We start from the raw sequence: 16,354 nt of genomic DNA on the forward strand, positions 1-16,354 counted from the left end.
GCACGCGGGCTGTCACACTCATACCAAGGTCCGCTTTTTTTCAAGGCATTGCGTTGCTATCTTTACCCCAAGCTTAAGGGGCTTCTGGAACCGTCCGGACAGATTCCGGTGGTGAAGATCTTCAGACGCTCCCAACCCTGCGGCGCCCGAGGTGGCGCCGACAAGACTCAAGTTGACGGAACACCATGAACCCAAATTATCTGGACTTCGAACAGCCTATCGCCGACCTGGAAGCCAAGATCGAAGAGCTTCGGCTGGTCGGGAACGACACGGAAATCAACATCACCGATGAGATCAACCGGCTTCGCAGCAAGAGCATCAACCTGACCGAGAGCATCTTCTCGGACCTGGCGCCCTGGGACATCGCCCGGCTGGCCCGCCATCCCCGCCGGCCCTACACTCTCGACTACGTCGAAATGATGTTCGAGGACTTCGATGAGCTCCACGGTGATCGTGCCTATGCGGATGATCTTTCCATCGTGGGGGGCACCGCACGTCTGGACGGCCAGCCGGTGATGATCATTGGCCACCAGAAAGGACGTGAAGTCCGTGACAAGGTGCGCCGCAATTTCGGCATGCCCCGCCCGGAAGGCTATCGCAAGGCCCTGCGCCTGATGGAGATGGCCGAGCGGTTCCGGATGCCGGTGCTGACATTCATTGACACCCCCGGTGCCTATCCCGGCATCGGCGCCGAGGAGCGTGGCCAGAGTGAGGCCATCGCCCGCAACCTGGCGTTCATGTCCCGTCTGAAAACGCCGATCCTCTCCACCGTGGTGGGCGAGGGCGGTTCCGGTGGCGCGCTGGCCATAGGTGTCTGTGATCACCTGTACATGCTGCAGTACTCCACCTACGCGGTCATTTCTCCCGAAGGTTGCGCATCCATACTCTGGAAGAGTGCCGACTATGCGGCCCAGGCGGCGGAAGCCATGGGTGTGACCGCAGAGCGCCTGAAAGAGCTGGGCGTGGCGGACACGGTCATCGGGGAGCCCCTGGGGGGTGCGCACAGAAATCCGTCCGAAATGGCCGACACCCTGAAGGAGGAATTGCTGAAGGGTCTGCACGAGATGGGGAGCCTCAGCCAGGATGAACTGGTCGCGCGCCGCTACGAGCGCCTGACCCGCTATGACACAGGGCGGTAGTCACCGCCTTCCCGAATTCCCCCCGGAAATGCTGGCGCCGCTGCAGGCGCTGGAGATCCGGGGCCGGGTCCGGGTCGCGCTTTCCGGTGGCCTGGACTCAACCCTTCTGCTCTACCTGGCCCGAAAGGTGTTTGCCGATCGCGTCAGTGCCATCCACGTTAACCATCAGTTGCAGCCCGCGGCCGGTGCCTTCGAAGCCTTCTGCCGCGATACCTGCGAAAGACTCGGTATTCCCCTGGACGTGGCAACGGTGACATTGCCGGGATCCTCAGAGGGTCGGGCCGGAGGTATCGAAACCGCTGCCCGGCATGCCCGGTATCGCGCTTTCGCGGAACGGCTTGAAGCGGATGATGTGCTGTTGATGGCCCATCATGGCGACGACCAGCTGGAAACGCTGCTGTTCCGGTTTTTGCGGGGCAGCGGCGTGAAAGGGCTTTCGGGTATTCCGTCACAGCGGTCCCTTGGACCCGCCCGTCTGGTACGTCCTCTCCTGGGATTCCCGCGGTCCCTGCTGCGCCAGCAGGCCCTCGCCGCGGGCATAAGGTGGGTGGAGGATCCCAGCAACGCCGGTGAGCTGCAGGACCGGAACTTTCTCCGTCATCAGATTCTCCCGCAACTGGTCCAGCGCTGGCCCGAACTGGGTAAACGTCTGTCCGCCACCGCGAAGGCCTGCGGCGAGGCGGCGGAACTTGCGGATGCCCTGGCCCGGGAACAGTTCTCCCGCCTGAGCGATCAGCGTGGACGGTTGCAGCTGGAGGGATTGCGTCTGCTGTCCAGGGTGGAGGTAAGGAACCTGTTGCAATGGTGGCTCGGGGGCAGGCTTGATCGCACCCTGACAGATCAGGAGCTGGATGATCTGCTCTGGTCGGCAGCGGACCGAAAGCCCGAGATCAGGGCCGGGGAGTTTGCCCTGCGCCGCTTTCAGGAGCATATTTACCGGGTCTCCCCAACTGCCCCGCCGGTGTTCTCCGGTGTGCCTCTGCTCGCCGGGCAGCCGCTGCGGACAGGCGGCTATCAGGTGTGCCTGCGGGCTTCCGGGGCCCCGCCTGTCCCGTCACCGGAGTTGCGGGTGGGTACCAGGGCGGGCGGCGAGGAAATTCGTCCGAGACCCGGCGGGCCCTCCCGGGCATTGAAGAAATGGTTGCAGGAGCAGGGTGTTCCCCCCTGGGAGAGGGCAGGCCTGCCCCTGGTGTGGCATGATGACGAGCTGGTGGCAGTGGCGGATCTCTGGTGTCATCCGGACTGGAAAAAACCGGCTGGTGCCAGTGGCTGGTGGATAGACTTGCGGCGGGAATGTGATTGAGCGGTGGGGGGCTTTCTGGTAATCTGGCGCCCCATCTTGAGATGACAATCTCCCTCCTTTACTGAACCTGACAATCACGGAATCTGCATGACGCGTTATATTTTCGTCACCGGCGGTGTTGTGTCCTCATTGGGGAAAGGTATCGCATCGGCCTCCCTGGCTGCGATCCTGGAAGCGCGGGGCCTCAAGGTCACGATTCTCAAGCTGGACCCCTATATCAATGTGGACCCGGGCACCATGAGCCCGTTCCAGCACGGTGAGGTCTTCGTTACCGAGGACGGTGCAGAAACCGATCTGGACCTGGGCCACTACGAACGCTTCATCCGAACGCCCATGACCCGCCGCAATAACTTCACCACCGGCCGGGTTTATGAGGAGGTTATCCGCAAGGAGCGTCGTGGTGACTATCTCGGCGGCACCGTGCAGGTGATTCCCCACATTACCGATGAGATCAAGCGTCGCGTCGTGGAAGGCGCCGCCGGCGTGGACGTGGCTCTGGTGGAAATCGGCGGTACCGTCGGGGATATCGAATCCCTGCCGTTCCTTGAGGCCTGCCGTCAGTTGAAGGTTGAAGTCGGCTCCCAGCGGGCACTGTTCATGCATCTCACCCTGGTGCCGTACATCGCCACCGCCGGGGAGATCAAGACCAAGCCCACCCAGCATTCCGTCAAGGAGATGCGCTCCATCGGCCTGCAGCCGGACATCCTGCTGTGCCGTTCCGAGCACGAAGTGGACGCCGGCTCACGGCGCAAGATCGCCCTGTTCACCAACGTTGAAGAGCGGGCCGTCATTCCGTTGCAGGACGCCAAGTCCATCTACGCCATTCCCCGCATGCTCCACGGCTTTGGCCTGGACGGGCTCATCATCGAGCGTTTCAATCTCAAGGCCGGCGAGGCTGATCTGAGTGAGTGGGACTCGGTCGTGGATGCCCTTACCTATCCCCAGCAGGAAGTCACCATCGCCATGGTGGGCAAATACATGGAGCTGCTGGATGCCTACAAGTCCCTGATCGAGTCCCTGTTGCACGCTGGTATCAAGACCAGGACCCGCGTGAAGATCGAGTACATCGACTCCGAGGACATCGAGCGCAATGGCACCAGTGTCCTCGACAAGGCGGACGCCATCCTGGTACCCGGCGGATTCGGTGAGCGGGGCGTGGAAGGCAAGATCCGCACGGTCCAGTATGCCCGTGAGAAAAAGGTGCCTTACCTGGGCATCTGTCTCGGAATGCAGGTGGCGGTTATCGAGTACGCCCGTCATGTTGCCGGCCTGGAGGGAGCCCACTCCAGTGAATTCCGGGAGAACTCGCCGGCACCGGTGGTCGGACTGATTACCGAGTGGCTGGACGCCAGTGGCAATCGTGAGGAGCGCAGCGAGGAATCCGACATCGGCGGAACCATGCGTCTGGGCGCCCAGGACTGTGTACTGACCGAGAATACGACCATCAGTGCCTGTTACGGCAAGACCGTGATCCGGGAGCGGCATCGTCACCGCTATGAAGTGAATAACCATTTCGTGCCCCAACTGGAGCAGGCCGGTCTGCGGGTGGCGGGTCGATCCACCGACGGTAAGCTTGTCGAGGTCGTGGAAGTGCCCGATCACCCCTGGTTCGTGGCCTGCCAGTTCCACCCGGAATTCACCTCCACGCCCCGGGATGGTCATCCACTGTTCAAGGGATTTGTGGAAGCGGCGCTGAAGCATTCGGGGCGATGATCGGCCCCGGATGTTCTGACCAAGGACTGTAATTCAATGGCTCAACACACTCTGTCCATCGCGGACCTGACCATCGCCAACGACCGGCCTTTTGCTCTCTTCGGAGGCATGAATGTGCTGGAATCCCGCGAGCTGGCGTTCGAGATAGCCGAGGCCTACGTCGACGTCACCCGTCGACTCGGCATCCCCTATGTGTTCAAGGCATCCTTCGACAAGGCCAATCGCTCGTCCATAACCTCGTTCCGTGGACCTGGCCTCGAGAAGGGCCTCCAGTTGCTGGCGGATATCAAGGAGCGATTCCAGGTTCCGATCATTTCCGACGTCCACGAGCCCTGGCAGGCGGCGCCCGCCGCGGAGGTCTGCGACGTAATCCAGTTGCCGGCGTTCCTGAGCCGCCAGACGGATCTCGTTGTGGCCATGGCCAGGACCGGCGCTGTGATCAATATCAAGAAGGCTCAGTTCCTGGCGCCCAGGGAGATGGCCCACATTATCCGCAAGTGCGAGGAGGCCGGTAACGACCGGGTCATTCTGTGTGAGCGCGGTACCAGCTTCGGTTATAACAACCTGGTGGTGGACATGCTGGGGTTCGGTCAGATGAAAGATCTCGGTGTTCCGGTGTTTTTCGATGTCACCCACGCCCTGCAGATGCCAGGTGGTCGCTCGGATTCCGCCGGTGGGCGCCGTGCCCAGGTTGGGGATCTTGCCCTGGCGGGAATGTCCCAGGGGCTGGCGGGACTTTTCCTGGAAGCGCATCCGGATCCCGAGCAGGCCATGTGCGATGGTCCCTGTGCCCTGCGCCTCAGCCAGCTTGAACCGTTCCTGAGGCAGGTCAAGGCAATGGACGATCTGGTAAAGGGCTTCGAGCCCCTGGATACCGCCTGAATGCCACAAGCACTGTCGGACCAACCGTGTGCGCCGGCGGGGCAGTCTGAAGTTCCTGGTTACAAACGTTAAGCAAACTTTCCGGAGATAGAGCAACATGACCAAGATCGCAGATATCAAGGCCCGTGAGGTCCTGGATTCCCGCGGTAATCCAACGGTGGAAGCCGATGTCATTCTCGAGGACGGCACCCTGGGCCGCGCCTGCGCCCCATCGGGAGCCTCCACCGGTTCCCGTGAAGCGCTGGAGCTGCGCGATCAGGACAAGAGCCGCTACCTTGGCAAGGGCGTAACCAAGGCCGTGGCCGCGATTACAGGCGACATCCGTAATGCCCTGGTGGGTAAGGATTCTGCCGATCAGCGGCAACTGGACCAGATCATGCTCGATCTCGACGGTACGGATAACAAGGCCAAGCTGGGCGCCAACGCCATTCTGGCGGTTTCCCTTGCCGCCGCGAAGGCGGCCGCCATCTCCCTGGGCAAGCCTCTTTATGAGCACATCGCCGACATCAACGGCACCAGCGGTCGTTTCTCCATGCCGGTTCCGATGATGAACATCCTCAACGGTGGCGAGCACGCGGACAATAACGTCGACATCCAGGAGTTCATGGTTCAGCCGGTATCCGCGAAAAGCTTTGCCGAGGCCCTGCGTATTGGTGCCGAAATCTTCCACAGTCTCAAGAAGGTGCTGAAAAGCCAGGGTCTGAATACCGCAGTGGGTGATGAGGGTGGTTTTGCCCCCAACCTGCCCTCCAACGAAGCTGCCCTGGCGGCCATCAGGGAAGCCGTTGAGGCAGCTGGTTACAAGCTGGGCACGGACGTGACCCTGGCGCTGGATTGCGCGTCCTCGGAATTCTATCGCGAAGGCCAGTACCAGCTCGCTGGTGAAGGCAAGAGCTTCGATTCCGCTGGCTTCGCCGATTACTTGGCCGGGCTCTGTGAGCGTTTCCCCATCGTCTCCATCGAGGACGGAATGGATGAGAGTGACTGGGATGGCTGGAAGATTCTGACCGACAAGCTGGGCAGCAAGGTCCAGCTGGTGGGTGACGATCTCTTCGTGACCAATACCCGGATCCTCAAAGAAGGCATCGAGAAAGGCGTTGGCAATTCCATCCTGATCAAGTTCAACCAGATCGGCAGTCTTTCGGAAACACTGGACGCCATCAGGATGGCCCAGGATGCGGGCTACACTGCGGTGATTTCCCACCGCTCCGGTGAGACCGAGGACACCACGATCGCGGACCTGGCCGTCGCTACCTGTGCGGGCCAGATCAAGACAGGGTCCCTGTGCCGTTCCGACCGAGTGGCCAAGTACAACCAGCTGCTGCGTATTGAAGAGGCGCTGGGTGGCAAGGCCCCGTATCGTGGCCTGAGCGAGATCAAGGGCCAGGGTTAGGCAATCGGGTAGTGCAGGATCGCAATGTCTGAGCTAGACTCTGGGGGCCGTCGGTGTCTGCAGGATAACCTTTTGCAGAGCCGGCGGTTTTTTGGCTCCAGGAGTGGGCGGCCCGTACCCCATGGGACGGCGGCTGCTGACGGTTCAGGATGAAGGCCGTAACAGTGAAGGTTCAAGGATTCCGGTAATGAAAGTGCTCTGGTCCGTCATGGTGGTGCTGATTGTCCTGCTCCAGGTCCGCCTGTGGGTTGGGGAAGGCAGCTTTGCGCAGGTCTGGAGCCTGAGCGAAACCATAGCGGAACAGCGCCGGGAAAACGCCCAGCTGGCCGCCCGCAATGACCGCCTCTACGCCGAGGTACGCAACCTCAGTGCCGGGCAGGGTGCCGTCGAGGAGAGGGCCCGTAAGAACCTGGGGCTTATCCATCGCGATGAAACCTTCTTCCTGGTTGTGGAACCCTGACTTTCTGGTCCTTCACGCTCTATGACATCCCCCCGATCCTGGCTTGTTGTACCCGCCGCCGGCATTGGCCAGCGAATGCGGGCAGACTGCCCCAAACAGTATCTGACCATATCTGACCGCTTTGTACTGGATATTACCCTCTCCAGGCTGATGTCCATCATGGCCTGGCAGGGCTGTGTCGTTGCTCTGAGCAGCACAGACAGGTGGTGGCCCGCAAGCGAGAGCGCGGCCGATGGGCGAATAGACACCTGTGTTGGTGGTTCGGACCGCGCCGACTCGGTTCTTGCCTCATTGCAGTATCTTTCCGGTCGGGCCGCGGAGCAGGACTGGGTTCTGGTCCACGATGTGGCCCGGCCCTGTATCCATCGGGACGATGTGCTGCGGCTTGTGAGTCAGCTGGCCGACCACCCGGTGGGGGGGCTGCTTGCGGCCCCGGTGGCCGATACCATCAAGGAGGTCACACCAGGTACCCAGCAGGTAGCGGGCACCATGGACCGGGGCCGCCTCTGGCGAGCCCTGACGCCCCAGATGTTTCGCTATGGCCCGCTCATGGCGGCCCTGCACAGGGGCGTACGGGATGATCCAGAATCCATTACCGACGAATCATCCGCCATGGAGCGGGACGGCCAGATGCCGGAAGTGATCGCCGGGCGTGCCGACAATATCAAGATTACCGTGCCGGAAGACCTGGCCCTGGCGGAGTTCATCCTCTCCCGTCAGGCCAGTGGTGATTGACGGCCGGTAAACCCTTTCTTTCCGGACAGGCAGGTTTTTATGAGAATTGGTCAGGGTTTCGATGTTCACGCCTTCTGCGACGGCGCGGAGATCATTCTCGGGGGCGTGCCCATCCCCCACAATCGCGGACTGAAAGCGCATTCCGATGGAGATGTCCTCCTTCACGCTCTGGCGGATGCGCTGCTCGGCGCTGCGGCATTGGGTGATATCGGTCACCTGTTCCCGGATACCAGCGATGAGTGGGCGGGGGCCGACAGTCGCGTGTTGTTGCGGGAGGTGCTTCGTCAGGTGTCGGACCGCGGCTTCCGCGTGATCAACGTGGACGCAACCATCATCGCCCAGACGCCGAAGATGGCTCCCCATATGGCCGCCATGCGCCAGCACATTGCCGAAGACCTCGGCGTTTCCATGGACTGTGTCAGCGTCAAGGCCACAACCACGGAAAATCTCGGGTTTACGGGTCGCGAGGAAGGCATCGCCTGCCAGGCCATCTGTCTCCTTGACGACGTGGAGACATGAGTTCCTGGCGACTGTCATGGCCATCGGCTCTGGGTGAGCAGACCGGTTCAGGGGTTCTCAAGCGCTTTCCTGAGGATTTCCGGGTCCACGAGCAGTGGTCAGACACGGATCCTGTCGCGAGTGTGAGTGCTGGCGAAATCACCGATGTGCCGGGCGCGGGTGAGCATCTGCTGCTGTATGTGGAGAAAACCGGCGACAACACTCCCTGGGTCGCCCGCCAGCTGGGCGAAATGGCCGGTTGCGGCGAGGCCGGCATCGGCTACTGCGGTCTGAAGGACCGACAGGCCGTGACCCGGCAGTGGTTCAGCGTCCAGCGGCCGGGCAGGGAGGGGGAAGACGTCGAGTTTGTCCGCGCAGTGCACAGCCAGTGGCCAGTACTGGCGGTGGCCCGCCGCAGCCGCAAGCTGAGACGCGGCGAGCACAGTGCCAACGAATTCGAGATCCGCATACGGGAGCTGCAGGGGGTCGGGGAACGGATCCAGGCCCATCTGGAGCTGATGGCCCGCCATGGCTGTCCGAACTATTTCGGCTCACAGCGGTTTGGCCATGATGGTGCCAACCTGGACCGTGCAATCGCCATGAGTCGTCGGCCCCGGGACAGGGGCCGCCGTCGAAAGTCCTCGGGCGCCCGCGAGGGAATGTATTTTTCCGCGGCTCGGTCGTGGTTATTCAACGAAGTGCTGGCGGCACGTGTGCTGGACGGAAGCTGGCGGCAACGTCTGGAAGGCGAGCCCGACCCCCAGCAGGCCACTGGTCCCCTGTGGGGCGATGGTGGCACCGTCGCCACGGGGGGGCAGGGTCGTCTTGAGCGGGAGGTTGTCGGTGGCTATCCCGCTATGGAGGCCGTGTTCGCCAGTACCCGCATGGCCCCGGAGCGTCGTGAGCTGGTGCTGAGACCGGACGGCCTGAACTGGCAGTTCGTCGAGTGTGACGGCGAGACCACCCTGGACATTCGCTTCAGTCTGCCGCCTGGACAGTACGCGACCACGATGCTGTCCTCGGTTCTCGATCTGCGGGAGACGGACGAAGGGGCGTAATTTACCGAAAACGTTCGCTCAGTCACCATGAATGACACAAAAGTCATCATTAATCCGTTAGAATTTTGTCGCAGAATCATTTTTCAGTCGGGTAAGGGGGGATTCGGGAAAACCCGGTCTCCGCCCGCCAGAACATTTCGGAGAGTCAGGTAATCGTGCGTATCTTGCTGTCGAACGATGACGGGGTTCATTCCCCTGGGCTGGTGGCCCTGCATTCCGGCCTTGAAGGGGTGGCAGAAATCGAGGTGGTCGCCCCGGACCGCGACCACAGTGGTGCCAGCAATTCCCTGACCCTCAACCGACCGCTGACCGTGGAGCAGCATCCCGGAGGTTTTCGTTCGGTGGACGGCACGCCGACGGACTGTGTTCACCTTGCCGTCAACGGGCTGTTCGACGAACCCTTCGACCGGGTGGTTTCCGGAATCAACACCCACGCTAACCTGGGTGATGACATCATCTATTCGGGTACGGTGGCTGCGGCCACCGAGGGCCGCCACCTGGGCCTGCCGGCCATCGCGGTCTCTCTGGTCAATGACGGCCACTTTCATTACGAGACCGCTGCCCGGGTGGTTCGCGAGCTTCTTGAAAGGGAAGACTGGCCGGACCTGGGCGCTCGCTGCATCCTGAATGTGAATGTTCCGGACGTTCCCTGGGAAGCCATTGCCGGTTTTCGTGTCACCCGGCTGGGTCACCGGGCACGGGCCGAGGGGGCGGTACCCATGACCTGTCCCCGCGGCAAGGCCCGGTACTGGATCGGTGCCGCCGGAGAGGGCAGCGATGCGGGTCCCGGTACGGATTTCCATGCGGTCAGTCAGAACTTCGTGTCCATCACCCCGGTGCACATCGATATGACCCGACACGAGGCGCTTTCCTCACTCAGGCAATGGGTGGAGGCCGGTCGCTGATGGTGGCAATTGACGGCATTGGCATGACCTCCCGTCGTACCCGTATGCGACTGATCCAGAGGCTGCGGGAAGCGGGCATCAGTGATGAAAGGGTGCTGGGCGCCATGGAGCAGGTTCCAAGGCATATCTTCCTGGACGAGGCGCTTTCACATCGGGCCTATGAGGATACCTCTCTGCCGATTGGCCACAGCCAGACCCTGTCGCAACCCTATATCGTCGCCCGCATGACAGAAGTGATGATGTCGGCCAGCCCGAAGCGGGTGCTTGAACTGGGGACCGGATCCGGTTACCAGACCACCATTCTGGCAAACCTCTGTGAAGAGGTGTTCAGTGTCGAGCGGATCAAGCCGCTTCAGGACAAGGCCCGTGAGCGCATGCACCTGCTCAGGCTGCGCAATGTCATGCTGCGCCTGGCAGACGGTCCCATGGGCTGGCCTGACCGGGCGCCGTTCGATGGCATCATGGTGACGGCAGCGCCCCGAACACTGCCCGAAGAGCTTCTCGGGCAATTGTCCGATGGGGGTGTGATGGTGGCGCCGGTGGGTGAGGAACAGCAGATGCTGGTCAAGGTCACCCGTCAGGGCAGCCGTTTTCATACCGAGAACATTGAACCGGTCCGTTTTGTTCCGTTACTGGCAGGAGTTGTACGTTGAAGGGAATCCGACACCTCGCGGGGATCTTTCTCCGGGGCATGGCCATGGGAGCGGCCGATATCGTACCCGGAGTTTCCGGGGGCACGATTGCCTTTATCACGGGAATTTACTTCCGTCTGCTCGGCGCCATTTCCGCGATACCCTCCGCGTTTCTCCGGTCATTAGTGAAGGGGCGCGGGCGGCGCTTCTGGCACGAGATTGACGGCTCCTTTCTCATCGTATTGCTCGCCGGCGTTCTGTCGAGCGTGGTCGGGCTGGCGAACGCCATTACCTGGGCGCTGGAAACCTATCCGATTGCACTATGGAGCTTTTTTTTCGGGCTGATCCTGGCGTCAGTGTGGCATGTTCTGGGCAGGCTTAAGAGGTGGCGATGGGTGCTCCTTGTGCCGCTTGCCTTGGGTACCGCGTTTGCCTGGTGGGTTACCACGCTGACAATCAGCCGGGTCGAGCCCGGCGCGTTGATGTTTTTCCTCTCAGGTGCACTTGCCATCTGTGCCATGATACTGCCGGGCCTCTCCGGCAGTTTTATCCTGCTGGTGCTGGGAATGTACGCACCTGTCCTGACTGCGGTGCGGGACTTCGACCCTGTCACCCTGTTGCTGTTCCTGGGCGGGTGTGTAGTCGGTCTGCTCAGCTTCGCCCGAATCCTCGGTTTTGCCCTGCGCAGGGCCCATGATCCAATTCTGGCGTTGCTGACAGGCTTCATGATCGGGGCCCTGAACCGGGTCTGGCCGTGGCAGGTGGTTACCAGCTGGCGGACCGATTCCGGCGGCCACCAGGTGCCCATGGAACAGATCAGCGTCACGCCCATGCATTATGCAGAAGTGACAGGTGAGCCGGCGCAGGTTACCGTAGCTGTAGTGGCGTTGTTGATCGGTATTGCGGTGGTGCTGTCCGGCGAATGGCTCGCCGCCCGTTTCGAACGTGAACAAGGTGACGATGCCCGGGTGTGATGGACCCGGAATTTCTGGGATGTCGCCCTTTTCGGGTGTGAGACCTGTCACGGGCACGGTGAGAAAGTGTTACCTTTCTCCTGAAAACGTTTCCATGAGTAACAGTCGGTCAGATTCGGTAACCAGAATGTGTAATAGAAACCTGCAATAAATTAGCGGGTTAGCCAAAATTGTGCCTGAGGTCAGTACTCTAAATATGAATTTGATATAAAAAAGAATTTAACATATTCGTGAATTATAGACCGGAACAGGGCAAAAGCCGCCCCACACACTCCTCAGCTACTGGTATCCCGTGGCTTCGTTCCCTGCTGTATATTCTGATGGTCGCTGTCTCGCTGCCGGTCATGGTGGGCTGTAATACTTCGGCTATCTATCAGGACGACCGCTATAACCCGCCTGTCTATTGGGGCCGTCATGTTGTGAAAAAGGGTGAGACCCTTTACAGCATCGCCTGGCGCTATGGCCGCGACTATCGTGAGCTGGGCAACGCCAACAACATTCAGCCTCCCTACCATATTCGTGCCGGCCAGGTACTTCGCCTTGACCTCAAGGGTCGCGTTCCCGCCAGCACCCGCACGGCGTCAACCGCGGATCCGAGAGCCGCCTCTTCCGGCGGCACGGCTTCACAGGACAGAAGCGCGCGGTCCACGGCCCCGGCGAAAACCGATCCCAAACCGCAGGTTACTCGCAAGCCTGACCGTGGTGTGGAGCTGGCCAGACAGAGTCAGACGGTTTCCGACATCAGCTGGCAGTGGCCTCATACTGGCACTGTAATTGCTAATTTTTCTACATCGGGGCAGGTCAATAAGGGTATCGATATCGCCGGTAACGCCGGGGATCCGATACGGGCAGCTGCCGATGGCAATGTTGTTTACGCAGGTAATGGACTGCTGGGATACGGCAACCTTATCATCGTTAATCACAACGAGCATTTCCTGAGTGCCTATGCCCACAATCGGCGCATTCTGGTCAAGGAAGGCGAAGATGTGAAGCAGGGACAGACCATTGCGGAAATGGGCGATTCCGGCGCTGAGGGCAATAAGTTGCATTTCGAGATCCGACGAAACGGCAACCCGGTAGACCCGATGCCTTATCTGCCGGCTCGTTGACAGAGCCTTTTGACTGGAAGCGGTTTTATTTTTCGCGTTAGTACCTAGATACGGTAGTACAAATTCATTAAAGAGAGGATCGAAGCCTGACTTTTCCCGAACAGGCCAATAATCGGAAAGCAGGCAGAGACAGGGAGAAGCAGACAAAAAAAACAGACAGTGTCAGTCGTGACGCGGCTGGCCCGAATGCGAAATGTCCTGATCAAGATACGTGTAAACGAGGAATTGGGGTTCGCAACAAAAATAATCAGCGGACGAAAGCCGGCAAGGGGCCCGTAATCGCAGTAAACCTCCGGACGGGCACTTGCCGACAGGATCATTCAAAGGCGGGGCTAGAGTTATGTCAGCAGAGCATGAAGAACTCATCATTGATCGTGTAGCCGATGTAGAAGACACTGACGACGAAGCGGAGACCCCTGAGGTTTCCGGCGAGGATTCCCCAAAGAAAGAGATGGCCTCTGCAGAGGCAGAAGAGAAAGACTTCACCCCCCATGGCCGCTATTTCGGCAGCCAGAAGCAGCTCGATGCAACCCAGCTGTACCTGAACGAAATCGGATTTTCACCCCTGTTAACCCCCGAAGAGGAAGTCTATTTCGCGCGTCTCGCCCGAAAGGGGGAAGAGTCGGGCCGTAAGCGGATGATTGAAAGCAACCTGAGGCTCGTGGTGAAAATCGCCCGGCGATATGTCAACCGGGGCCTGACCCTGCTGGACCTGATTGAAGAAGGCAACCTGGGTCTGATCCGGGCGGTGGAGAAATTCGATCCGGAGCGTGGCTTCCGGTTCTCCACCTACGCCACCTGGTGGATCCGACAGACCATCGAACGGGCCATCATGAATCAGACTCGCACCATCCGTCTGCCGATTCACGTGGTGAAGGAACTCAATCTTTACCTGCGCGCCGCCCGGGAACTCACCCAGAAGCTGGACCATGAGCCCTCTGCGGAGGAGATCGCGCACATGGTGGACAAGCCGGTGAACGACGTGGAGCGGATGCTGGGCCTGAACGAACGCGTGGCTTCCATGGATACGCCTATCGGTGCCGGGGGCGAGAAGTCCCTGCTGGATACCGTGGCTGACGAGGGCGCGTCAGACCCTGCCGACCTTCTGCAGGACAACAACCTGTGTTCCTGCCTGGAACAGTGGATTGATCAGCTCAGCGAGAAGCAGCAGGAAGTGCTGTCCCGTCGCTTTGGCCTGAGAGGTTACCCCACCAGCACACTGGAGGAAGTGGGCCAGGAAATCGGCCTTACCCGGGAGCGTGTTCGCCAAATCCAGGTGGAAGCGCTGCGCCGCCTTCGGGAAATCCTTGAAAACGAGGGACTTTCCAGCACTCTGCTGTTCAAGCAGTAAAAGGACTTTTCCCCGTACCATGAAAAGCCGGCTGCGAGAGTAGCCGGCTTTTTTATCGCCCGGTATTTGCGGCAGTCGTCCTTCTTGCCTCACTGCCCGACTCAAAAGTCGGGTAACATGGAGCTGGAGTGCCCGCAGGCGGGATAAAATAATCAAAACAGGAGCTTATTATGGTTTTTCGCGCGTTGGCTGGTGTGTCGGGGATGATGCTGGCTTTGTTGCTGGCAGGTGGCGCATCGGCGGCCACGGTGGATGGAACGAAGGTTCGAGACACCCTGACCGCCGGTGACACCGAACTTTTTCTCAACGGCGCCGGCACTCGTTCCAAATTCTTTATAAAACTTTATGTAGCCGCCCTCTATCTGCCCGAGAAGTCGACGGACGCATCCGCCATCCTGGCAGCGGAGGAACCCCAGGCCATTGCTCTGCACGTAACCTCCGGCCGCATCAATAGCGACAACATGACCGAGGCCACGCTGGAGGGGCTCGACAAGTCCACGGACGGCAATATGGCACCAATCCAGGATGAGGTCGACGCCCTGCTGGCGGTGTTTGCCGATGAGATCAGTGAGGGGGACGTCTTCGACCTGGTGTACGTACCCGACGAGGGGGTCCAGGTGATCAAGAACGGCGAGCTGGGGAGGACCATCGGAGATCGTCAGTTCAAGGAAGCGCTGTTTGGCATCTGGCTCTCGGATGACCCGGTTCAGGGCAGTCTGAAAGCGGATATGCTTGGCAAGTGAAGCGCTTTCCGGTTTCGGGAGACGCCACGGGATCGGGGGGCTTTTCTGCAGACACGCCCCGAGCTGCCTGTAACTTACTCGATATAGTCCCGCTTATGCCTGTACTCGCATAGGTCCTCAATGATGCAGGAGCCGCACTTGGGCTTCCTGGCGGTGCAGGTGTAGCGCCCGTGCAGGATAAGCCAGTGATGGGCATCCTGCAGGAATTCCCTGGGCACCAGGCGCATCAGGCGTTTTTCCACTTCCAGAACATTCTTGCCCGGAGCTATGCCGGTACGGTTGGATACCCTGAAGATGTGGGTGTCCACCGCCATCGCGGGCTGACCGAACGCCGTGTTGAGGACAACATTGGCGGTCTTGCGACCGACTCCGGGCAGGGCTTCCAGTTCCTCCCGGGTATCGGGCACCTCACCGTCGTGCCTGTCCAGCAGCGCCCGGCAGGTCTTGATGATATTTTCCGCCTTGCTGTTATACAGACCGATGGTCTTGATGTAGTCCTTGAGACCTTCCACCCCCAGATCCAGGATGGCTTCGGGAGTATTGGCCACTGGAAACAGTTTTGCCGTGGCTTTGTTCACTCCGACATCGGTAGCCTGTGCTGACAGTATGACTGCAATCAGCAGTTCGAACGCGCTGTCGTAATTCAGCTCCGTGGTGGGGGATGGGTTCGCGTCCCGCAGACGGGTGAAAATCTCGATTCGTTTCTGCTTGTTCATACCGTTCCGGTTAAGGGGATTGTCGCTCAGGAGATGTGGCCGGTGACCCGGACACGCTTGCTGCCGGCCGCAACGGCTTCGCTGGTTCGGGCCTTGCGACGCTGCTCCAGGGTGTTATCGATGCCGTTTTTCAGGGCGATCAGCAGCCCCAGGCCGACGAAGGCGCCGGGCGGCAATACCATGAACAGGGCATCCGGGTAGTCACGGAATACATTCAGGGTCCAGTCTGCCGCCGTGGGACCCAGCAACAGGTGCATATCCACGAACAGCGTGCCCTGGCCAATCAGTTCACGCATACCGCCGAGTACAATCAGTACCGCCAGGAAACCCAGCCCCATCATCGCGCCATCGAGCAGCGCCGGTACCGGCCCCGTCTTGGAGGCAAACGCGTCAGCCCGGCCCAGGATCGCGCAGTTGGTGACGATCAGGGGGATAAATATGCCGAGAATCTGGTAAAGCTCGTAAGTGAAGGCCTGCATCAGGAGTTCCGCGCAGGTAACGAACGAGGCAATGATCATCACGAAGGCTGGCAGGCGCACCGAGTCACTCACGAAATTGCGGATCACCGACACCGCCAGGTTGGAGCCCATCAGTACCAGCAGAGTGGCGATGCCCAGGCCGATGGCATTGACCACCGTACTGGTGACGGCCAGCAGTGGGCACAGGCCCAGTACCTGGACCAGGGCCGGGTTGTTGGTCCAGAGTCCGTCGCGGATGATCTCGGCGCTGGTCTTGGTGCTCAT

17 protein-coding genes are annotated in these 16,354 nt (G+C 60.4%); 15 read left to right on the forward strand and 2 right to left on the reverse strand.

The window, feature by feature from the left end; translation table 11 throughout:
* Positions 1–185: 185 nt before the first annotated feature.
* From accA to BM346_RS00180, 15 genes are all read left to right on the forward strand, one after another.
* Positions 186–1,139: an acetyl-CoA carboxylase carboxyl transferase subunit alpha gene (accA, locus tag BM346_RS00110; protein WP_092008300.1), complete on the forward strand. Its 954-nt coding sequence runs from the start codon at positions 186–188 to the stop codon at positions 1,137–1,139.
* Positions 1,123–2,442, forward strand: coding sequence for a tRNA lysidine(34) synthetase TilS (tilS, locus tag BM346_RS00115; protein WP_092008301.1), 1,320 nt, complete (start codon positions 1,123–1,125; stop codon positions 2,440–2,442). Before accA ends, tilS begins: the two co-directional genes overlap by 17 nt.
* Before the next feature lie 87 nt (positions 2,443–2,529).
* Complete coding sequence (locus tag BM346_RS00120) at positions 2,530–4,155, forward strand: CTP synthase (RefSeq protein WP_092008302.1); 1,626 nt, start codon at positions 2,530–2,532, stop codon at positions 4,153–4,155.
* A 36-nt stretch (positions 4,156–4,191) separates the two neighbouring features.
* Positions 4,192–5,037, forward strand: a complete 846-nt coding sequence (gene kdsA / locus BM346_RS00125) for a 3-deoxy-8-phosphooctulonate synthase (RefSeq protein WP_092008303.1) — start codon at positions 4,192–4,194, stop codon at positions 5,035–5,037.
* A gap of 97 nt (positions 5,038–5,134) precedes the next feature.
* Positions 5,135–6,430 (forward strand): phosphopyruvate hydratase, encoded by a 1,296-nt coding sequence (eno, locus tag BM346_RS00130; RefSeq protein WP_092008304.1) that lies wholly within the window; start codon positions 5,135–5,137, stop codon positions 6,428–6,430.
* Positions 6,431–6,617: 187 nt separating this feature from the next.
* On the forward strand, positions 6,618–6,890 hold the full coding sequence (locus tag BM346_RS00135) for a septum formation initiator family protein (RefSeq protein ID WP_092013107.1): 273 nt from the start codon (positions 6,618–6,620) through the stop codon (positions 6,888–6,890).
* A 21-nt stretch (positions 6,891–6,911) separates the two neighbouring features.
* Positions 6,912–7,625, forward strand: a complete 714-nt coding sequence (gene ispD / locus BM346_RS00140; protein ID WP_092008305.1) for a 2-C-methyl-D-erythritol 4-phosphate cytidylyltransferase — start codon at positions 6,912–6,914, stop codon at positions 7,623–7,625.
* A gap of 39 nt (positions 7,626–7,664) precedes the next feature.
* Positions 7,665–8,144 (forward strand): 2-C-methyl-D-erythritol 2,4-cyclodiphosphate synthase, encoded by a 480-nt coding sequence (gene ispF, locus BM346_RS00145; RefSeq protein ID WP_092008306.1) that lies wholly within the window; start codon positions 7,665–7,667, stop codon positions 8,142–8,144.
* Positions 8,141–9,181 carry a tRNA pseudouridine(13) synthase TruD gene (gene truD / locus BM346_RS00150; protein ID WP_092008307.1) on the forward strand — a complete coding sequence of 347 codons (1,041 nt, stop codon included), beginning with the start codon at positions 8,141–8,143 and terminating at the stop codon, positions 9,179–9,181. The genes ispF and truD overlap by 4 nt, the downstream gene beginning before the upstream one ends.
* A 155-nt stretch (positions 9,182–9,336) precedes the next feature.
* The gene (gene surE / locus BM346_RS00155) at positions 9,337–10,086 is read left to right on the forward strand and encodes a 5'/3'-nucleotidase SurE (RefSeq protein WP_092008308.1); all 750 of its coding nucleotides are present in this window, start codon (positions 9,337–9,339) and stop codon (positions 10,084–10,086) included.
* A complete protein-coding gene (locus BM346_RS00160) occupies positions 10,083–10,739 on the forward strand; it encodes a protein-L-isoaspartate(D-aspartate) O-methyltransferase (protein WP_092013110.1) in 657 nt (218 codons plus the stop codon). The genes surE and BM346_RS00160 overlap by 4 nt, the downstream gene beginning before the upstream one ends.
* A 5-nt stretch (positions 10,740–10,744) precedes the next feature.
* Positions 10,745–11,692, forward strand: coding sequence for a DUF368 domain-containing protein (locus BM346_RS00165; RefSeq protein WP_227662986.1), 948 nt, complete (start codon positions 10,745–10,747; stop codon positions 11,690–11,692).
* 320 nt (positions 11,693–12,012) lie between these two features.
* Positions 12,013–12,801 (forward strand): peptidoglycan DD-metalloendopeptidase family protein, encoded by a 789-nt coding sequence (locus BM346_RS00170; protein ID WP_092008309.1) that lies wholly within the window; start codon positions 12,013–12,015, stop codon positions 12,799–12,801.
* 340 nt (positions 12,802–13,141) lie between these two features.
* The gene (gene rpoS / locus BM346_RS00175) at positions 13,142–14,152 is read left to right on the forward strand and encodes an RNA polymerase sigma factor RpoS (RefSeq protein ID WP_092008310.1); all 1,011 of its coding nucleotides are present in this window, start codon (positions 13,142–13,144) and stop codon (positions 14,150–14,152) included.
* A gap of 170 nt (positions 14,153–14,322) precedes the next feature.
* Entirely contained in the window at positions 14,323–14,895 is a 573-nt protein-coding gene (locus tag BM346_RS00180; RefSeq protein WP_092008311.1) for a chalcone isomerase family protein, read from the forward strand.
* 74 nt (positions 14,896–14,969) lie between these two features.
* Here BM346_RS00180 and nth read toward each other — a convergent pair whose 3' ends face one another.
* Complete coding sequence (nth, locus tag BM346_RS00185; RefSeq protein ID WP_092008312.1) at positions 14,970–15,611, reverse strand: endonuclease III; 642 nt, start codon at positions 15,609–15,611, stop codon at positions 14,970–14,972.
* A 26-nt stretch (positions 15,612–15,637) separates the two neighbouring features.
* On the reverse strand, positions 15,638–16,354 hold the full coding sequence (locus tag BM346_RS00190; protein ID WP_092008313.1) for an electron transport complex subunit E: 717 nt from the start codon (positions 16,352–16,354) through the stop codon (positions 15,638–15,640).

It is taken from the genome of Marinobacter daqiaonensis, assembly GCF_900115285.1.
GTDB classification, from domain to species: Bacteria; Pseudomonadota; Gammaproteobacteria; order Pseudomonadales; family Oleiphilaceae; genus Marinobacter; species Marinobacter daqiaonensis.